The sequence below is a fragment of the Bifidobacterium phasiani genome (assembly GCF_019331775.1).
GTDB lineage: Bacteria > Actinomycetota > Actinomycetes > Actinomycetales > Bifidobacteriaceae > Bifidobacterium > Bifidobacterium phasiani.
In genome coordinates, this window is sequence record NZ_JAHBBD010000001.1 from 97,302 (window position 1) to 114,107 (window position 16,806).

Consider the following 16,806-nt stretch of genomic DNA (forward strand, 5'->3'; position numbering starts at 1 on the left):
CTTCAGTTATCTGGTTTTTCGTCCCTCCTGACAACACCCCAACCCATCCGGAAGGACGAAGACAGGCGGGAAACCCTGAATAGTTAATGGGACAAGGGCCAGCCGGAACAGCCGGCCCCGAGACCAGGCGGCGAAAGCCGCCCGGCCAAGCACTCGAATCAGACCCTCTTGCGGCGGGCCAGCAGCCACGCCGCACCCGCCAGCAGCAGCACACCACCACCCGCCAGCAGCAGGTTCCGCGCGGTCGCGTCGCCACCGGTCAACGGCAGACTCGAGACGGTCCGGTAGTAGTTGGCGAACGTCACCGTGCCGTCTACAGCCGTATCGTCGCTTGTACCGCCAGTTTTCTTGACGGTCACCTGCGGGTCGACCGCCAGATCGGTCACCTCCACGGTCACCTCGAACACGGCGTCCGAATAGCTGACGCCGGGAATGTCACCTTCCACTTCCTCAACCGTGAACTCATACTTGCCGATCTTCGTGAAGACGATGGAACCGTAGGACACCGTATGTTTCTCGGTGCTGCTTGAGATGACCACCGGATTGGTCTCGGTTCCCCAAGTGGTGCCATTACTCGACGGCAGCACGACATTTTCAGCATCGCCACTGTCCAATGTCACGGTGAACGAGAACGTGTCGGTGTCCTCCCATTTACGGCCGTCCAGTGTCTTGGCGATCGAGAACGACGCCTCGGCCCTGCGGTTGGTGACGTTGATGGTCACGTCACCGGTAAACAGGTGGTTCAGGTTGCTTACCGGCGGCTCCCACTTGGACAGATCCGTTTTGACGGAATCGGTGCCGTGAATCATGCACTGCTGGATGTTGAGACGCGACCATCCGGCGTGGGCCGTGTAGGAACCATCGCCGTTATCCTTAACGTCTTCGGTCGGCGTATAGTTCAATACCTTGTCGTTATCGTCTATGTACTGCATATGCGTGAGCGTGCCGACGTTCTGCCAGCTCGCGTCAGAGGCCGGATATTCTTGCTCCGTGGCATTCTGCGGCTGAACCGCGATGTCGTGCAGGGTCGCGTCGACCTGGTCGTTGGCGGCAAAGCCCTTCATGCTATACAGGAGCGTGCCCGGCTTCGTGGTCACAGTCACGTTGTCGTCCGCCGTGCCTGCGTTCACGTGCACGCCGTCGTCGTCCACGATGATCGGAATCTGCGTGGACTCCGGCGCATAGTTATCCGGAGCCTTCGTTTCGACGAGCACGTACTTGCCCTCCGGAAGCATGCCGGAGCTGTTGGCGATGTCGATTTCACCGTTGTCATTGGTCGTGAACGTGTTGATGACATCCGAGGTGATGGCGCCGTTCTCGTCCGCATGGTAGAGCGTGAACTCCGCGTTGGCAAGCGGTTTGCCACCCTCGTCCGTCTTGACGAGCTTCAGCTCGTTCTTCGGGTTCGTCAGGTTGACCGTCACCGAGAAGACGCGGGTAAACTCGCTTCCGCTGACCTCTGGATTCATCTCGACAGCATCGGTGAGGTCGCCGGTCGTATAGAAGTACTTGACACGGTACTGAGCGTCATTGGCGCTGCCGCCGTGATGCTTCAGCATGTACTCGTACGTGGTGATGTCGCCCGGCAGGTTCTCGATCGTCACCTCGTACGCGCCGCTGGTGCCGGGAATGAAGATGTTCCGCGCCCCCGCCGCGGCCAAGGAGTTCACGCTCTCGTCCTTTGCGAACTGCCATCCCCCATACGGATCCCCGTACACGGGCAGCCAGCCGCCATCGACCTTCTTCTCGACGACGGCGAACATGGTACCCTCGGCCAGACTATGGGACGCGCCATCGATATCCGTCACCGTCGAGTCGGCCTGCACGGTCACATGCGGTTCGGAGTATGCGCCGGAATCCCACTGATTGCTCACCAGCAGCGGGCCAGTACCCTTATTCGTCGTATCATCGCCGTAGGCGAACCTGAGTTGCACGTCCCCGTTGCTGCGATAGCCCTCGGGCACATTCGTCTCCTTAAGAACCCAGTACTGGCTGACCTCGCCAAGTTCGTTCAGCGAAACGGGGGTGCCCTGCGACGTGCCGGCATCCGGATGGCGGAAGATCAGGTTGCCGGTGCTGTCGGTCGTGGCGGTATACGGGTTCAACTCATCCTTGATTGTGTAATTGGAGTCGGCGGGGTACAGGTTGAAGTTGACGCCGTTCAACGGAGTCCCGACGGCATCGACCTTCATCACGCCGGACTCGGGGATGTTCACCAGGTTATACTTCAGCGACATGTTCGAGTCGACGTTGCCTCGCTCCATGTAGAAAAAGCTGAGCGTGTGGTACGTGTTGTCGGGAAGGGTGTCTCCGTTGAACTTCGAGGTGTCCACGCCCGCATCGACGAACAGCTTTTTCAGCGTTGTCTTCGTCTCCGTATAGACCGTCTCGCCGGCATCATAGTGGTTGTTGCCGTTATCAGGGTTGGTCGGATTGGGCACCTGTTTGTCGCCCTCCTGGATTTTTGCGCTGTTGTCATCGAAGATGATGACCTCGCCCGTTGAGAAGTCGATCTGCAGGGCGGTCGCGTCGTGGATGCCGCCAAGATCGCCCACCAGCACGCCGTCGACGAACACCCACACATCGTCGTCGCCCGAGAAGTTATAGGTAACCGGCTGCTTTCCGTCTTTATCGACGTGGCCGCCGTACTGCTGGACGAAATTCGTCTGCATCGTCAGGCCGAAGTAGTGGTTGATCACGGAATTGTTGGAGTTTATGTCCTTCGCCGTGCCGTCTTCGTTGAACACATCGGCGCCTTTGTTGAACGGGAAGAACTGGCCGTCAGGAGAGGTGCCGCCGTGTTTGACCGCATTTTTGTTGTAGAGGACGAAGTCGTTGTTCTCTCCGTCAACGTATGACGCGAAGTTGTCGTGGCTGTTGTAGTAGTAATAGCCGTCGCCATCGACCTGAAGCAGCCCGCCCACGTTGGTATGAGTGGCGCGAGCGCCCTCCTCTGTGTTGGGATCGAAGAGGTAATCGAGGGACTCCCCCTCACTCCCCGTTGCTTCTGACAGCACTGGATATCCATTGCTCAGACCACTCTGAACGATACCGGTACGGGGACTTGCGTTGCCCGTATACTGATTGATGTTGGTGAAGCTGGCGGGCCCGGACGTATTGCCGCCACCGCCGAACTTCAGGGTATGGCCCTTATTAATTCCATTGCTCTGATTGGTTCCGTTGTTCGCCGGGTTCTCGGCCGTGCCGTCGACCCAGTAGTCGAACAGGTTGATCGTCGTGCCGCGCGGCGTCACGCCCTGCACGGTATGCTCGTCAAGCGCCTGCGTGGCGACGCCCGTGTCGTCGGACTGCAGCGCGGGCTGAGAGCCGGAGTCACCGTCCTCGGACGGCTCGCCGGATTGTCCGTTTGTGGTCGTCCCGCCGTCCGTGGTTTCGGGGGCATCGCCGTTCTGCGGGTCGGCGTCGGCCTGGCCGTCGTCGATGGTCGCGTCGTCCGCCCCGTCGTCATCATCGTCGTCGCCGATGGTCTGTGTGGTTTGGGTCTGGGTGGTGTCTGTGGCGTCGGCTGGCTCGTCGTCCGCCGCGAGGGCCGTGCCGGCGGCCACGGAGGTGCAGAGCATCGCCAACGCGGCCACGACGGCTATGAGCCTAAAGCGGTTACCCCCCCCCCCGGGTCGTTTTTTGCTTCATGTCTGTCCCTTCCTGTTCGGTTGGTCGCCCCGGTTGTCGTGGGCCTCTTCTCCTTGAACACCTTCAGGTCGCCAAGATACCCCTTGTCATCCCCCCTTACCCCCGTTTTGTCTCACGTCGAACCCCCTGTTCGGATTGTTCCGGTGTTTCGGGAGTAGGGGTTTGCGTGTCCGACTCGCCACCACTTTCCGCGTGTCCGTTCGTCGTGTCCGATATCGGTGCGGTGCGGGGTGGTGTGTTCGGATCGTCGTGTGTCGCGGCGGTCCTGGTTTCGTGTTCGAAGGAGCGTGTGTCATGGGTGTGGTCCCGTCGTTGGTCGTGGCGGTCCTGGTGGTGGGCGCGGCATGTTTCGCGTATCGGATGCTGGCGTATCTGGTGGTCTCGGAGCGGAGCGTGGTGTTCGGCCGTGGGTTGAAGCGTCGTGTGCTGGCGTTGAGCGGTCGGCAGCGGCGTATGGCGGCGTTGTGGATGGCGTTGGGCGTGTTGGCGTGTCTGGTGGTGTTGGTCGTGTTCGCGTTAGTGTTAGCGTCGGGTGGTTATCCGGTGTGATCCGGCCGGCCGGGCGTCGTCGTTCGATCTGGGGATGACCAGGAGTCCGGATGTGCTGATCAGCGGGTTGCGCGGTCTGGGCAAGTCGTTCCTGGCGAAGGTGATGGCGGTGCGGGAGATCGAGTACGGGCGCCATGTGATCGTGCAATCGGATCGTCAGGGCGAGTGGGCGCGTGTGGCCGGGCATGTGGGCGAGCAGGTGGTCGCCCCAGGGCGTGGCAGGGTGATCAATCCGTTCAAGCCTCCGGGGCATCGGGTGGCCGGGGGCGAGCAGGCGTCGTGGGCGTCGGAGGTGATGGCCGCGCGCAGGAAGGCGATCACGACGATCGCGGAGGCGTTGTCGCCGGATGGCCGGCCCGTGTTGGACAAGGACATGGGCACGATCGTGGACGCGGTGGTCGCCTCGTTCGGCGCGGGGCCGATGACGTTGACGGCGTTGGTGGACCGGCTCGCGGATTGGGAATGGGTCGGCGGGCATCATCGGGAGTTCCGCGGGTTCGAGTTCCAGGAGTCGCTGCTGGCGCGTCGTTTGGCGGCCGCGATCCCGCTTCGGGTTCGTGTTCGGCGCGTTGGCGTTCCTGGCGTCGGGCGGGAGCGTGGCATGGCGGGCGTGCTGGCGTTGCCGGTGTGGCTGCTCGCGTTGGCGGGGGTGGCCGGCGTGTGGGTGTTCTGGGACGCGTACCGGGATTCCGACGAGCGGATCATCGCCCCGCCCGAGGAAAAGGACGGGGAAAACAAGAGGCGCGGGGGCTCCGCCCGTCCCCGGACGATCGTCGCTCCCGCGCCTTGGATGGTGCCCCCGGTGGGACTCGAACCCACACTGCGCAGATTTTGAGGCTGCTTCCTCTACCAATTGGGATACAGGGGCCAACTGTGCGACGTAGGGAAATATATCACACGACACGCCCCAGCGCCATCGTTCCGTTGGCCCGCGACGGGATCGTCGCACCCTGACGGAGCGACGAATGCCAAGCTGACCGGCCTCGGTGCCGGCCGCTTCGTCCTCGACGCCGCCGACGAGATGTGCGCCGCATTGGACATCTGACGATGCGCAAACGGAATACACCAAGGCGTCCAAGCGGGACGCGAAGCGATCCAAGCGCCGCCACGCCGACCTCGCCGAGCTCAAGGAGGTCATCCGCCTGGCGTTCGAAGACACGCGGGAGTCCAAGGAGACGCCGCGCCGACGGCATCGGACGCACATGCCGACCGGCGATCTGGACGGCGTGTTGGAATGCCACGTCGGCAACGCCGGTAACTGGCTGGCGATCCGAATGCTCGGCGTTGGCATCGCCATGTTGGCACCGTCGCCCGCCATCCGTCGCCCGCCGGCGCCATCGCCGCAGCGAATCCACGACGCACCTCAGCGGACACGGCAACGGGCCCGCCGCCATGGCACGGAAACGACCACGCTCATTCCATGCCGCCATGACGAACCCGTCGCCGGAACCGGCGACCGTCCCGCCGGGCGACGGCCGCCGCCCTCCCTTACCTCAGCCGCTCATCGTACCGCGCACGCCGCGGCCATCATCCCCCGCCCCGACCCCAATCGGCCACGACGCCGACCGCCCGGAACGCGCGGCTCCGGGACGGCGTATGCCGCGGGTTCACGGCATAGGCGGCCACAGGCCGGGCGGGCCCGGTGCCCCCGTCGTATTTCCGGTGCGAGTAAGGCGCGTGGGATGCTGGGGGCGTTGACGTTTCGTCATCCGGCGGCCCGGAGCCGTCCACGGCGCAGGCCCGCCGGCATCACCACAGAAGAGAACGAGGCAGTATGTTCACAAGAAAACCTTGCCGTGACGGAGCATCCGCGAGGCCCGCGCGCCCCGCGGCCCTGGCGTGGTGCGCGGCGCTCCTCGCCGCCATGGTCTGCGTCGGGCCGTTCACCGCGTACGCCGCCGACGCCACGGCCACGGGCGGCACCGATACGCTGCAGGCCGCGATCGACACGGCGAACGACGGCGACACCGTCACGCTGGCCGACGACATCACCCTGACCCGGCAGGTGACCGTATCCAAAGGCGTCACGATCGATCTGAACGGCCACGCCATGCGCTTCACCCCGAACGAGAACGACGCCACCGTGGCCGGAGGCGAGAGCGACGCCACGCCGACCGCGCTGGTCGTCACGGCCACGCAGCCGGTGACCGTGCGCAACGGCACGATGCTCGGCGCCGGCGGCGGCCGCTGGAACGGCAGGGACACGACCGGCAACGGGGCGTCGCGCGCCCTGTACGCCGCGCAGGGCTCGGACCTGAGCGTCCAGGGCGTGACCTTCGGACAGTTCGGCGTGGCGAAGGTCTCCAGGCGCGGCGGCGGCGCGGCGATCAAGGCGTGGAAGGCCACGCTCTCGGTCAAGGACAGCGTGTTCGGCGGCGAGGACGCCGCCATGACGAACACGTCGGCGTCGGGCGGCGCGGGCATCTACGCGTACGCGTCGCAGATGACGGTGCAGGGCTCGCGCTTCGAGCGCACCTACTCGGCGTACGGGACCCCGCAGACCGGCATCCCCTACGCCGGCGGCGCCATCGTGGCGGAGGACGACCTCGCCAACCCCAGCCCCTACTCGTTCAAGGAGGCGATGAAGGGGTCGGGCGCCACCCTCGAGGTCAGCGATTCCGTGTTCCGGGACAACTACAGCGCCGACGGCGGCGGCGCGCTGCTCGCCTGGGCGATCACCAAGGTGCGGGTGGACGGCAACGAGTTCACCGGGAACCATGCGTTCGTCCGCTCGGGCGTCGCGTCGCGGGGCGGGGCGCTGCGGCTGGTGTTCGGAGACGAGTCGACCGTGGAGGACAACACCTTCGACTCGAACGTCTCCGAATCCGACGGCGGCGCGTTCTTCGTCAGCACCGCGGCGAGCTCCGCGGTCGTCCGCGGCAACAGGTTCACCGGCAACAGCGCCACGGCCGTGCCCCGCAACGGCGGCGCGGTGTACGCCGAGGTGAACGAGGACACGACCCTCGAGCTGGCCGGCAACGTCTTCACCGGCAACTCCGCCTACCGGGGCGGCGCGGTGACGCTCTCGCAGACCGCGCCCGGCACCGCCGTGCTGGACGGCAACACGATGGACGGCAACACCGCGATATCCCGCGGCGGCGCGCTCAGCAGCAGGTCCTGGACGACCGCGGCGACGATCCAGATCAAGAGCGGCACGTTCACCGACAACAAGGCGGGCGATTTCGGCGGGGCCATCGACTACACGGGCGTCACCTCGCCCACGCTGGAGCTGTGGAACGCGCTGATCACCGGCAACACCGCGGTGCGCGGCGGCGGCGTGTGGGCGTGCCCGAGCTCGCAGACCGAGATGTACGCCACGTTCGGCGGCGCGATCTACGGCAACACCGCCACGGGCGTCATCCCCTCTCCCGGGGCGGTGAACGTCAGGATGCTGGACGGCAGCACGCAGCGCGTCGACGTCCCCACGCTGCAGGCCTCGGGCGACGACATCCAGTACGAGAACGCCGACGACACCGACGACGTCCTGATGAAGTACGGCCAGCAGGACGGCAGCACCGTGGAGAAGGATTCCGGATACCACGCGCAGTCGAAGGCGACGGTTCTCGAGCGCAGCCTCGGCGGCGCGGCCGCGACCTGGTACCGGGACGTCGCGGGCGCCCGGTACTCCGACGGGGACGAGCCGATCGACGCCTCGGACTACCGCGACGCCAGGAGGTCCTTCGGCCTGCACGCCGAGCTCGACGACATCGGCAAGCGGCTCGCCGCGTCCGAGGCATCCCTCGTGTTCACCGGCAACTCCGCCGCGCGCGGCGGCGCCATCGCGACCAACACCACCGTGCTGTTCGGCCTGCCGACCGGGGAGGACACGACGCTGAACATCGCCAAGACCTGGGGCGACGACGTGGAACAGCACCCCGCGTCCGTCTCCGTGGACCTGTACCGCGTGGACGAGCAGGGCGGCGAGACGCTGCTCCAGAAGGACCTGGCCATCGACGAGGAACACGGCTGGACGCTGAGCGTCGAGCATCTGCCGTCGGCCTACCTGGACGCCGACGGCGGCCGGCACCGCTACACCTACCGGGTCGACGAGCACGAGCCCGGCTACGTCGCCTCCTACGAGACCTCGAGCGAGGACGACGGCGCGCGGACCGTCCAGACCATCACGATTACCAACCACCCCGACCCGAACGCGCCGGACCCCGGCACCCCGGGCGACCCCGGTCAGACCGGCCAGCCCGGCGCCCCGGAACAGCCCACGAAGCCCGCTGACGCGGCCTCGAACGCGGGATCCGGCCAGCAGGGCACGAAGCGCCTCGCCGCAAGCGGCTCCGCGTCCGCGGGCATGGCGCTGGCCGCGGTCCTGTGTCTCGCCGGCGCGGTCGCCGTGTCGGCCGTCTCCGCGGCGACGACGCGCCGACGCCGGTCATCGCTCCCCGGTCCGGCCCGGCATGGACGCTTGACGCGCTGACGGACCGATGACGAATCGATGACGAACGAGTGGGGCGGGCACCGCGGTGTCCGCCCCACTCGTATATCGCGGCATGCGGAATGCCGCCGCCCCGCCGGCGACGTCGGCCGCGACGCCCCGCCCGCTCCCTGGGTCGTCCCTTCCCCGGCCACCCCTGGTCGCACCGCTCCCCCGATGCCCGTCGGGGCCGGCACCCGATGTTCTCGACCGGCGATTACCCGGTTTCCGGCCGTTGCAAGCCTAGAATGGGTCGTGATCACCAGGTTGTGCCAAGGAGGGCATCATGAGCACCGATAACTACCGCACCTTCGATCCGTGGCGTCCGGCGCCGGTACGCGAGGGCGCACGCAAGCAGATCGTCGAAAGCCACTATTTCAACGTCGATCGCGTGTCGTTCGAATCGCCCGGCATCGGCCAGTTCGAACGCTATGTGCTTCAGGAGAACAACGGCGACACCGTGGGCGTGCTCGCCGTGACCGACGAGGGCACGATCCCCTTCGTCGAGCAGTATCGCGTGCCCACCCACCGCTGGACGCTGGAGATCCCCGCCGGGCACGCCAACTCGCACTCCGAGCGCCCACTGGACGTCGCCAAGCGCAAGCTCAGGGAGGAGGCCGGCTTCGAGGCGGGCCGCATGGCCCAGTTCTGCCGGTTTGTCAACACGCCGAGCTTCTCCAACCAGCACACCGCGTTGTTCTACGCCACCGGCCTGACCCCGACGGTGCGCGAGCCCATGGGCCCCGAGACGCCGCGACCCCGAGTGCGGTTCTACACGCTCGACGACGCCTACCAGATGGTCATCAACGGCACGATCATCGACGCGAAGTCCGTGATCGCCGTGCTGCAGGCCCGCTGCGGCATCAAGGCCGTCGAGGACGACCAGGCGTAGCGGGCGGCGCCGCATACGGATATGGCAGTGGCCGGACCTCCCTGATCGGAGATCCGGCCACTGCCATGTCATCGCTCCAGGCGACGGGGCCTGGACGAAGGGGCGAATCAGTCGCCGACGCCGACGGTGTGCACGTAGATCGTGTCAGTGCTGCCCGGCTTGTGGTCGCCCTGCGCGGAGCTGAGCACGACGATCTTGTCGCCGTCCACGACCTTGCCGGCGTCCTTGAGGACCTTGTCGGTGAAGGCCATGAGCTCCTTGCGGCTCTTGTCGTGGTAGTCCTCGTCGAGCAGGAACGCCTCGGTGCCCCAGCTCAGAGCCAGCCAGTGGTAGGTGTGCTCGTTGTTGGTCAGGCCGTAGATCGGGGTGGCCGGGCGCTCGCGGGAGACGCGGTGCACGGTGGAGCCGGTCTGGGTGTAGGCGACGATGGCCTTGGCGTTGAGCTTGTCGGCCAGGTCGACGGCGGCCGAGGAGACGGCGCCGGTGCTCGACATGTCGAGGTTCTTCAGCTGCGGGATGCGGTCGTAGCCGTGCTCGGTGGCGTAGCCCGAGATGCGGCTCATCGTGTTGACGGACTCGACAGGGTACTCGCCGACGGCGGTCTCGTTCGAGGTCATCGTGGCGTCGGCGCCGTCGAGCACGGCGTTGGCGCAGTCGGAGGCCTCGGCGCGGCTCGGCACCGGGGAGTGGACCATGGAGCCGAGCACCTCGGTGGCGACGATGACCGGCTTGGCGTACTGGCGGGCGACCTCGATGCAGCGCTTGGTGATCAGCGGGACCTCCTCGAACGGCATCTCCACGGCCATGTCGCCGCGGGCGACCATGATGCCGTCGAACGCCTTGACGATCTCCTCGAGGTTCTCCACGGCCTGCGGCTTCTCGATCTTGGCGACGACCGGGATGCGGCGGCCCTCCTCGTCCATGATCTCATGGGCGCGGTCGATGTCCGAGGCGAAGCGCACGAAGGACATGGCGATGATGTCGGCACCGGTCTGGATGGCCCAACGCAGATCGGACTCGTCCTTCTCGGTCAGCGCGGGCAGGCTCACGGCCACGCCCGGCAGGTTGATGCCCTTGTGGCTGGAGACCGGGCCGGCCACGATGACCTTGGTGTACACGTTGTTGCCCTCGACCTTGGTGACCTCGAGACGCACCTTGCCGTCGTCGATGAGGATCGGATCGCCGGGGTGGCAGTCGGCCGGCAGGCCCTTGAACGTGGTGGAGGTGATGTGCTCGTCGCCCTCGATGTCGTCGGTGGTGATGACGAACTCCTGGCCCGGGGTCAGCTGGACCTTGTCCTCGCCGTCGGCGTTCTTCTTGAACCAGCCGCAGCGGATCTTCGGACCCTGCAGATCGACGAGGACCGCGACGTTGCGGCCGGTCGCCTTGCCCGCCTCGCGAACGTTGTTGTACACGCGGAGGTGGTCCTCCGGGGTGCCGTGCGAACGGTTCAGACGGGCCACGTCCATACCGGCCTCGACGATCTTGGTCAGGTTCTCGAGGGACTCGGTAGCGGGACCGATGGTATCTACAATCTTGGCTCTACGCATGTATGGTGCCTGCCTATTCCTTGTTGACTTGTTCGGATCTTGCGACCCAGTTGCCACTGGATAGTCTACTAGTAAATCCTTGGCGGAGCGAGTTTTTGGGCAGGTGTGTTGTTAGCGCTCACAATACCGGGCGCGGCGCACGCCGGACGCGCCGCGCCCGCGACGTCACTTCGCGGCGCCCTCCACCGAGCGCGTCCGGACGATGCTGGCGACCGCGGCGCCGCCGATGGCGACGACGATGACCGCCAGCGACAGCCACGTGGGCACCTCGGGCACCCAGTCCAGGTGCCGCCCGCCGTTGATGAACGGCAGCGTGTTGCCGTGCAGCGCCTCCAGGATCAGCTTGACGCCGATGAACGCCAGCACGACCGACAGCCCGACCGGCAGATACACCAGCCGGTCCAGCAGCGCGCCGAGCAGGAAGTACAGCTGCTGCAGGCCGAGCAGCGCGAACACGTTCGAGGTGAACACGATGAACGGGTCCTTGGTCAGGCCGAAGATCGCCGGGATCGAGTCGAAGGCGAACAGCACGTCGGTGGTGCCGATGGCGAGGAACACGACCACCAGCGGCGTCCAGAACGGCACGCCGTCCCTCACGGTGCGCAGATGCGTGCCGTCGTATTCGTCGGTGATGCGCATCACCCGGCGCAGCGCGCGGATCAGGCCGTTCTCGTGGTACTCCTCGTCGTCGTCCCCGCCGGCCACCAGCTTGACCGCGGTGACGATCAGGAACGCGCCGAACAGGAAGAACACCCAGGTGAACCGGGTGATGATCGCCGAGCCGACCAGGATGAAGCACCCGCGCAGGATCAGCGCGACGGTGATGCCGACGCTGAGCACGTACTTCTGCATGATCTTCGGCACCGCGAAGTTCGACATGATGATGACGAACACGAACAGGTTGTCGACGCTGAGGCTGTATTCGGTCAGCCAGCCCGAGTAGAACTCGATCGCGGGGCCGGAGCCGGCGACCGCCCACATCAGCGCGCCGAAGACCAGCGCCATCACGACGAAGAACGCGATGTGGCGCACGCACTCCGCGGTGCTGGGGACATGCGGCTTCCTGCCGATGACGAACAGGTCGACGACGAAGAACGCGGCGAGCACGACGAACGTGGCCACCATGAATGCTGTGGGTGTTTCGGACATACCTCCACAGCCTACGCAGGGCATCGACACCGGAGCTTCGGCGGGCCCGCCGGGCGCTCCCCTACCGCTTGGCCTCGGTGATCTGCCGCAGCTCCTTCTTCAGGTCGCGGATCTCGTCGCGCAGGCGGGCCGCGAGCTCGAACTGCAGCTGCTCGGCCGCCGTGTGCATCTGCTCGCTGAGCTGGCGGATGAGCTCGGCCAGGTCCTGGGCCGGCAGCCCGGCGCGCAGCAGGGCCTCGCGGTTGCGCTTCGACTCCTCGTCGCCGATGGCGGGCACGCCCAGATGCGAGTTGCCGGCCTTGCCGGCGTTGCGGTAGCCGCCCTCCAGCAGGGTCTGCGTGTCGACGTCCTCCTTGGCGAGCATGTCGTTGACGTCGCTGATCTTCTTGATCAGCGGCTTCGGATCGATGCCGTGCTCGGTGTTGTAGGCGATCTGCTTGTCGCGGCGGCGGTTCGTCTCGTCGATGGCCAGGTGCATCGCCTCGGTGATCTCGTCGGCGTACATGATGACCGTGCCGGACACGTTGCGCGCCGCGCGGCCGATGGTCTGGATCAGCGAGCGGTACGACCTGAGGAAGCCCTCCTTGTCGGCGTCCAGGATGGCGACCAGGGAGACCTCGGGCAGGTCGAGGCCCTCGCGCAGCAGGTTGATGCCGACGATCACGTCGATCTTGCCCTCGCGCAGCTCGCGCAGCAGCTCGACACGCCGCAGCGTGTCGACGTCGGAGTGCAGGTACTCGACCTTGATGCCGCGTTCGAGCAGGTAGTCGGTCAGGTCCTCGGCCATCTTCTTGGTGAGTGTGGTCACCAGCGTGCGCTCGTTGCGCGCCACGCGGTCCTTGATCTCGGCGAGCAGGTCGTCGACCTGCCCCTCGACCGGCCTGACCTCGATCCTGGGATCGACCAGGCCGGTCGGGCGGATGATCTGCTCGACCACGCCGTCGGACAGGCCGAGCTCGTAGTCGCCCGGGGTCGCGGACAGGTACACGGTCTGGCCGACGCGGTCGAGGAACTCCGGCCATTTGAGCGGGCGGTTGTCCATCGCGCTGGGCAGGCGGAACCCGTATTCGACCAGCGTGCGCTTGCGGCTCGCGTCGCCCTCGTACATCGCGCCGATCTGCGGGACGGTGACGTGCGACTCGTCGATCACCAGCAGGAAGTCGTCCGGGAAGAAGTCCAGCAGCGTGTGCGGCGGCGTGCCGGGGTCGCGGCCGTCGAAATGCCGCGAGTAGTTCTCCACGCCGGAGCAGGTGCCGATCTGCGCGAGCATCTCCAGGTCGTAGTTGGTGCGCATGGTCAGGCGCTGGGCCTCCAGCTCCTTGTTCTGCCGGCGCAGCTCGGCCACGCGCTCGTCCAGTTCCTGGCGGATCTGCTTGATCGCCCGCTCCATGCGCTCCGGGCCGGCCACGTAGTGCGAGGCCGGGAAGATGTGGGTTTCGGCGACATGCTCGATGACGTCGCCGGTCAACGGGTGCAGCGTGGAGATCCTGTCGATCTCGTCGCCGAAGAACTCGATGCGCACGGCCAGCTCCTCGTACACGGGGATGATCTCGACCGTGTCGCCGCGCACGCGGAACGTGCCGCGGGTGAAGGCGATGTCGTTGCGCTTGTACTGCATGTCGACGAAGGTGCGCAGCAGCGTGTCGCGGTCGAGCTGCTGCCCCTCCTTGAGGAAGAGCATGCGCCCGGCGTACTCCTCCGGCGTGCCCAGGCCGTAGATGCACGAGACCGTGGCCACGACCACGCAGTCGCGCCGCGTGAGCAGGTTCGCGGTGGCCGCGTGGCGCAGGCGCTCCACGTCGTCGTTGATGTTCGAGTCCTTCTCGATGTACGTGTCGGTCTGCGGGATGTACGCCTCGGGCTGGTAGTAGTCGTAGTAGCTCACGAAGTAGCTCACCGCGTTGTCCGGCATCAGCTCGCGGAACTCGGCGCACAGCTGCGCCGCCAGCGTCTTGTTCGGCTCGATGATCAGCGTCGGGCGCTGCAGGCGCTCGATCAGCCACGCCGTCGTCGCCGTCTTGCCGGTGCCGGTGGCGCCCATGAGCACGACGTCGTTCTCGCCGTTCTCGATGCGCGTGGCCAGCTCCTCGATGGCCTGCGGCTGGTCGCCGGACGGCTTGTACGGCGATTTGACCACGAACGGCCTGTTGCTGCGCTCGATGTTGAATCCCATGCCCTGCCTCTCGTAGTTCGACGCCGCGACCGGATCACGCCCGCGGCCGCCACGCGGCGGCGGGACCGGCCTGCCGCGCCCGCTCCGCCTCGCCCCGCCAGCGTGCGACCAGTGTATCAATAGATTCGAACATTTGTTCCATCGGCCGCGTCGAATCGACGACGGCGTCGGCCACGGCCTCGCGCTCGGCGCGCGTCGACTGGTGGCGGATGCGGCCCTCGGCCTGCCCGCGCGTCATGCCCCGGGTGGCCATCATGCGTTCGACGCGCGTGCGCTCGGGCGCCTCCACCGTGACGATGTGGTCGAAGGCGAACGGCATGTCGCCCAGCACCTCCGCCAGCAGCGGCACGTCGTGCACGACGACCCCCCCGCACCCCACCGCGACCAGCCCGCGCTCGGCGCGCGCCGCCTCGGCGTAGATCAGCGGATGCTCGATGGCGTCGAGCCGCTCGCGCGCATCCGGCGCGGCGTCGGGGCCGAAGACGCGCTCGGCCATCCAGGCGCGGTCGAGCCGGCCGTCGGCCCCGATGCAGCCGGGGCCGAACTCCGCGGCGATGCGCCGCAGCCCCTCCCCGCCGGGTTCGACGACGCGGCGGGCCAGCTCGTCGTAGTCGACGACGGCGACGCCCGACTCGCGCAGATGGCCCGCCACCGTGCTCTTGCCGGCGGCGATTCCGCCAGTCAGGCCGATCCGTATGATGCGTTCCACGCAAAAAATCGTACATCCCGATGCGGGGATGCACGATTCGGCGATTCGGATCCGGATGCGCCGCGGCGCGGCCGCCTAGGCGGTCAGGCGCGCGGCGTACTCGGCGGCGGCGGATTCCAGCTCGGCGTCGCTCAGGTTCAGCGCGCCGTGGATCGCGAACGGCCTGAGCCAGGTCATGCCGATGTGCCGGGCGGTGGTCTCCAGCGGCTTGAGCAGCTCGGGGCCGGTGACGCCGAACTCGCCGTCGTGGCGGTACTTCTCGATCGGACCGCCGACGCTGACGGCCACCATCAGCTCCTTGCCGTGCAGCCTGTCGCCGCCGGCGCCGTAGGCCCAGCCGTGCTCGAGCACCACGTCCTCCCACTGCTTGAGCAGGGCGGGGGTGCTGTACCAGTAGAACGGGAACTGCCACACCACGCGGTCGGCGGCGAGCAGCGCCTCCTGCTCGGCCTTGACGTCAATGTCGAAGTCGGGGTACAGCGCGTACTCGTCGCGCACGGTGACGCCGTCGAGCCCCTGCGCCTCGGCGACCAGTCGCGCGTTGACGCGCGAGCCGTCATGCAGATGCGGGTGGAAGGCCAGCACCAGTGTCGTCATTGTCGTCCTCCTTCGGCGACCTGCGTCGCCACGATGATTTTAGTTACACTCTGTAACCTAAAAAGATGATATAACTCGTTGTGTTTCCTGTCAACGCTGTCGACCGCTATAATCGTCAGCGTCACGACGAATGGCGGGCGGCGGCGGGCGCCGCGCCGCACCAGCGAAGGAGAGGACGGGGATGGCGGATTTCGTCCGGGCGCGCAGCGCCGAACACAAGCGGGAGCGCATGGGCGAGATCAAGGCCGCCGCGCGCGACCTGTTCGCCACGCGCCCCTACCACGAGATCACGCTGTCGACGATCGCCGAACGGCTGTCCTGGACGCGCGCGAACCTCTACAAGTACGTGACGAGCAAGGAGGAGGTCTTCCTGGAGCTGTGCGCCGACGCGATGGGGGCGTACTTCGACGCGCTCGACGCGGCGTTCCCGACGGGGTGCGGATACGGGCCGGACACGATCGCGCAGGTGTGGACCGGCATCATCGCCGCGCACCGCGACTACCTGCGCTACTGCGACATCCTGCCCTCGATCATCGAGACCAACGTGTCGGTGGACCGGCTCGCCGCGTTCAAGACGCGCTACTACGGGTGGACGGACCGCTTCGCCGCCACGCTGCGCGGGCTGCTCGGCATCGACGCCGAGCGGGCCTACGACCTGTTCCTCGCGGTCCACTACCATGCGGTCGGCATCGACGGCCTGGGGCGATGGAACCCCTTGGTCGAGGACGCGCTGCAGCGGGCGGGCATCGTCCCGCCGGCCATCGATTTCCGGGACAACGTCGCCGAATTCATCCGCGCGATGATCGCCCACTACGCCCCGGAGCGCCGAGCGGGCGAGGTCTGACGAGGGGCCGACGACACAAGTCCCGGGGCGCATGGACCACCCGATTCATCGGCCCACGGGGCGACGCCGCAAGATTCGGCCGGCCTGCGGCGACGGGTCCGCGCGGGGCGGACGACCGACACCGCGACACGCCGAAGGCGGTCGCAGACTTCGCATGATGGTCCGCGGGCAATGGCGGATTGCGGCCGATCGGCGCAGCTTATACCCCGAAGTCCGCGGAGCCCCGCACCGGACACCCCACCGGCGCCCCCATGCCAGGCATTCCG

Annotated in this window: 10 protein-coding genes and 1 tRNA gene; 4 read left to right on the forward strand and 7 right to left on the reverse strand. The window is 66.8% G+C overall.

Features of this window, described 5'->3' with window-relative positions:
- Window positions 1-158: 158 nt before the first annotated feature.
- Window positions 159-3,596 carry a SpaA isopeptide-forming pilin-related protein gene (locus KIH73_RS00415; protein ID WP_219079546.1) on the reverse strand — a complete coding sequence of 1,146 codons (3,438 nt, stop codon included), beginning with the start codon at window positions 3,594-3,596 and terminating at the stop codon, window positions 159-161.
- Between the two features lie 349 nt (window positions 3,597-3,945).
- Here KIH73_RS00415 and KIH73_RS00420 point away from each other — a divergent pair, with 349 nt between their 5' ends.
- Window positions 3,946-4,200, forward strand: a complete 255-nt coding sequence (locus KIH73_RS00420; protein WP_219079547.1) for a hypothetical protein — start codon at window positions 3,946-3,948, stop codon at window positions 4,198-4,200.
- A 791-nt stretch (window positions 4,201-4,991) separates the two neighbouring features.
- On the opposite strand, the gene KIH73_RS00425 is transcribed toward KIH73_RS00420, so the two are convergent.
- Window positions 4,992-5,068, reverse strand: a tRNA-Leu gene (locus tag KIH73_RS00425).
- Window positions 5,069-6,064: 996 nt separating this feature from the next.
- Here KIH73_RS00425 and KIH73_RS00430 point away from each other — a divergent pair.
- The gene (locus KIH73_RS00430; protein WP_219079548.1) at window positions 6,065-8,629 is read left to right on the forward strand and encodes a right-handed parallel beta-helix repeat-containing protein; all 2,565 of its coding nucleotides are present in this window, start codon (window positions 6,065-6,067) and stop codon (window positions 8,627-8,629) included.
- Between the two features lie 283 nt (window positions 8,630-8,912).
- Window positions 8,913-9,518, forward strand: coding sequence for an NUDIX domain-containing protein (locus KIH73_RS00435; protein ID WP_219079549.1), 606 nt, complete (start codon window positions 8,913-8,915; stop codon window positions 9,516-9,518).
- 107 nt (window positions 9,519-9,625) lie between these two features.
- Here the strand turns inward: KIH73_RS00435 and pyk are convergent, their stop codons facing one another.
- From pyk to KIH73_RS00460, 5 genes are all read right to left on the reverse strand, one after another.
- On the reverse strand, window positions 9,626-11,068 hold the full coding sequence (gene pyk, locus KIH73_RS00440) for a pyruvate kinase (protein WP_219079550.1): 1,443 nt from the start codon (window positions 11,066-11,068) through the stop codon (window positions 9,626-9,628).
- Between the two features lie 165 nt (window positions 11,069-11,233).
- Complete coding sequence (locus KIH73_RS00445; protein ID WP_219079551.1) at window positions 11,234-12,217, reverse strand: TerC family protein; 984 nt, start codon at window positions 12,215-12,217, stop codon at window positions 11,234-11,236.
- A 61-nt stretch (window positions 12,218-12,278) separates the two neighbouring features.
- A complete protein-coding gene (uvrB, locus tag KIH73_RS00450; protein WP_219079552.1) occupies window positions 12,279-14,390 on the reverse strand; it encodes an excinuclease ABC subunit UvrB in 2,112 nt (703 codons plus the stop codon).
- Window positions 14,391-14,424: 34 nt separating this feature from the next.
- Window positions 14,425-15,090, reverse strand: coding sequence for a dephospho-CoA kinase (gene coaE, locus KIH73_RS00455; protein WP_219079717.1), 666 nt, complete (start codon window positions 15,088-15,090; stop codon window positions 14,425-14,427).
- Window positions 15,091-15,174: 84 nt separating this feature from the next.
- Window positions 15,175-15,696, reverse strand: a complete 522-nt coding sequence (locus KIH73_RS00460; RefSeq protein ID WP_219079553.1) for an NAD(P)H-dependent oxidoreductase — start codon at window positions 15,694-15,696, stop codon at window positions 15,175-15,177.
- 181 nt (window positions 15,697-15,877) lie between these two features.
- Here KIH73_RS00460 and KIH73_RS00465 point away from each other — a divergent pair, with 181 nt between their 5' ends.
- Window positions 15,878-16,540: a TetR/AcrR family transcriptional regulator gene (locus KIH73_RS00465; protein WP_219079554.1), complete on the forward strand. Its 663-nt coding sequence runs from the start codon at window positions 15,878-15,880 to the stop codon at window positions 16,538-16,540.
- Window positions 16,541-16,806 lie beyond the last annotated feature (266 nt).

Coding starts and splice junctions, on each gene's coding strand:
- KIH73_RS00420 (WP_219079547.1), top strand. CDS start 3,946: ATGGGTGTGGTCCCGTCGTTGGTCGTGGCGGTCCTGGTGGTGGGCGCG.
- KIH73_RS00430 (WP_219079548.1), top strand. CDS start 6,065: ATGGTCTGCGTCGGGCCGTTCACCGCGTACGCCGCCGACGCCACGGCC.
- KIH73_RS00435 (WP_219079549.1), top strand. CDS start 8,913: ATGAGCACCGATAACTACCGCACCTTCGATCCGTGGCGTCCGGCGCCG.
- pyk (WP_219079550.1), bottom strand. CDS start 11,068: ATGCGTAGAGCCAAGATTGTAGATACCATCGGTCCCGCTACCGAGTCC.
- KIH73_RS00445 (WP_219079551.1), bottom strand. CDS start 12,217: ATGTCCGAAACACCCACAGCATTCATGGTGGCCACGTTCGTCGTGCTC.
- uvrB (WP_219079552.1), bottom strand. CDS start 14,390: ATGGGATTCAACATCGAGCGCAGCAACAGGCCGTTCGTGGTCAAATCG.
- KIH73_RS00460 (WP_219079553.1), bottom strand. CDS start 15,696: ATGACGACACTGGTGCTGGCCTTCCACCCGCATCTGCATGACGGCTCG.
- KIH73_RS00465 (WP_219079554.1), top strand. CDS start 15,878: ATGGCGGATTTCGTCCGGGCGCGCAGCGCCGAACACAAGCGGGAGCGC.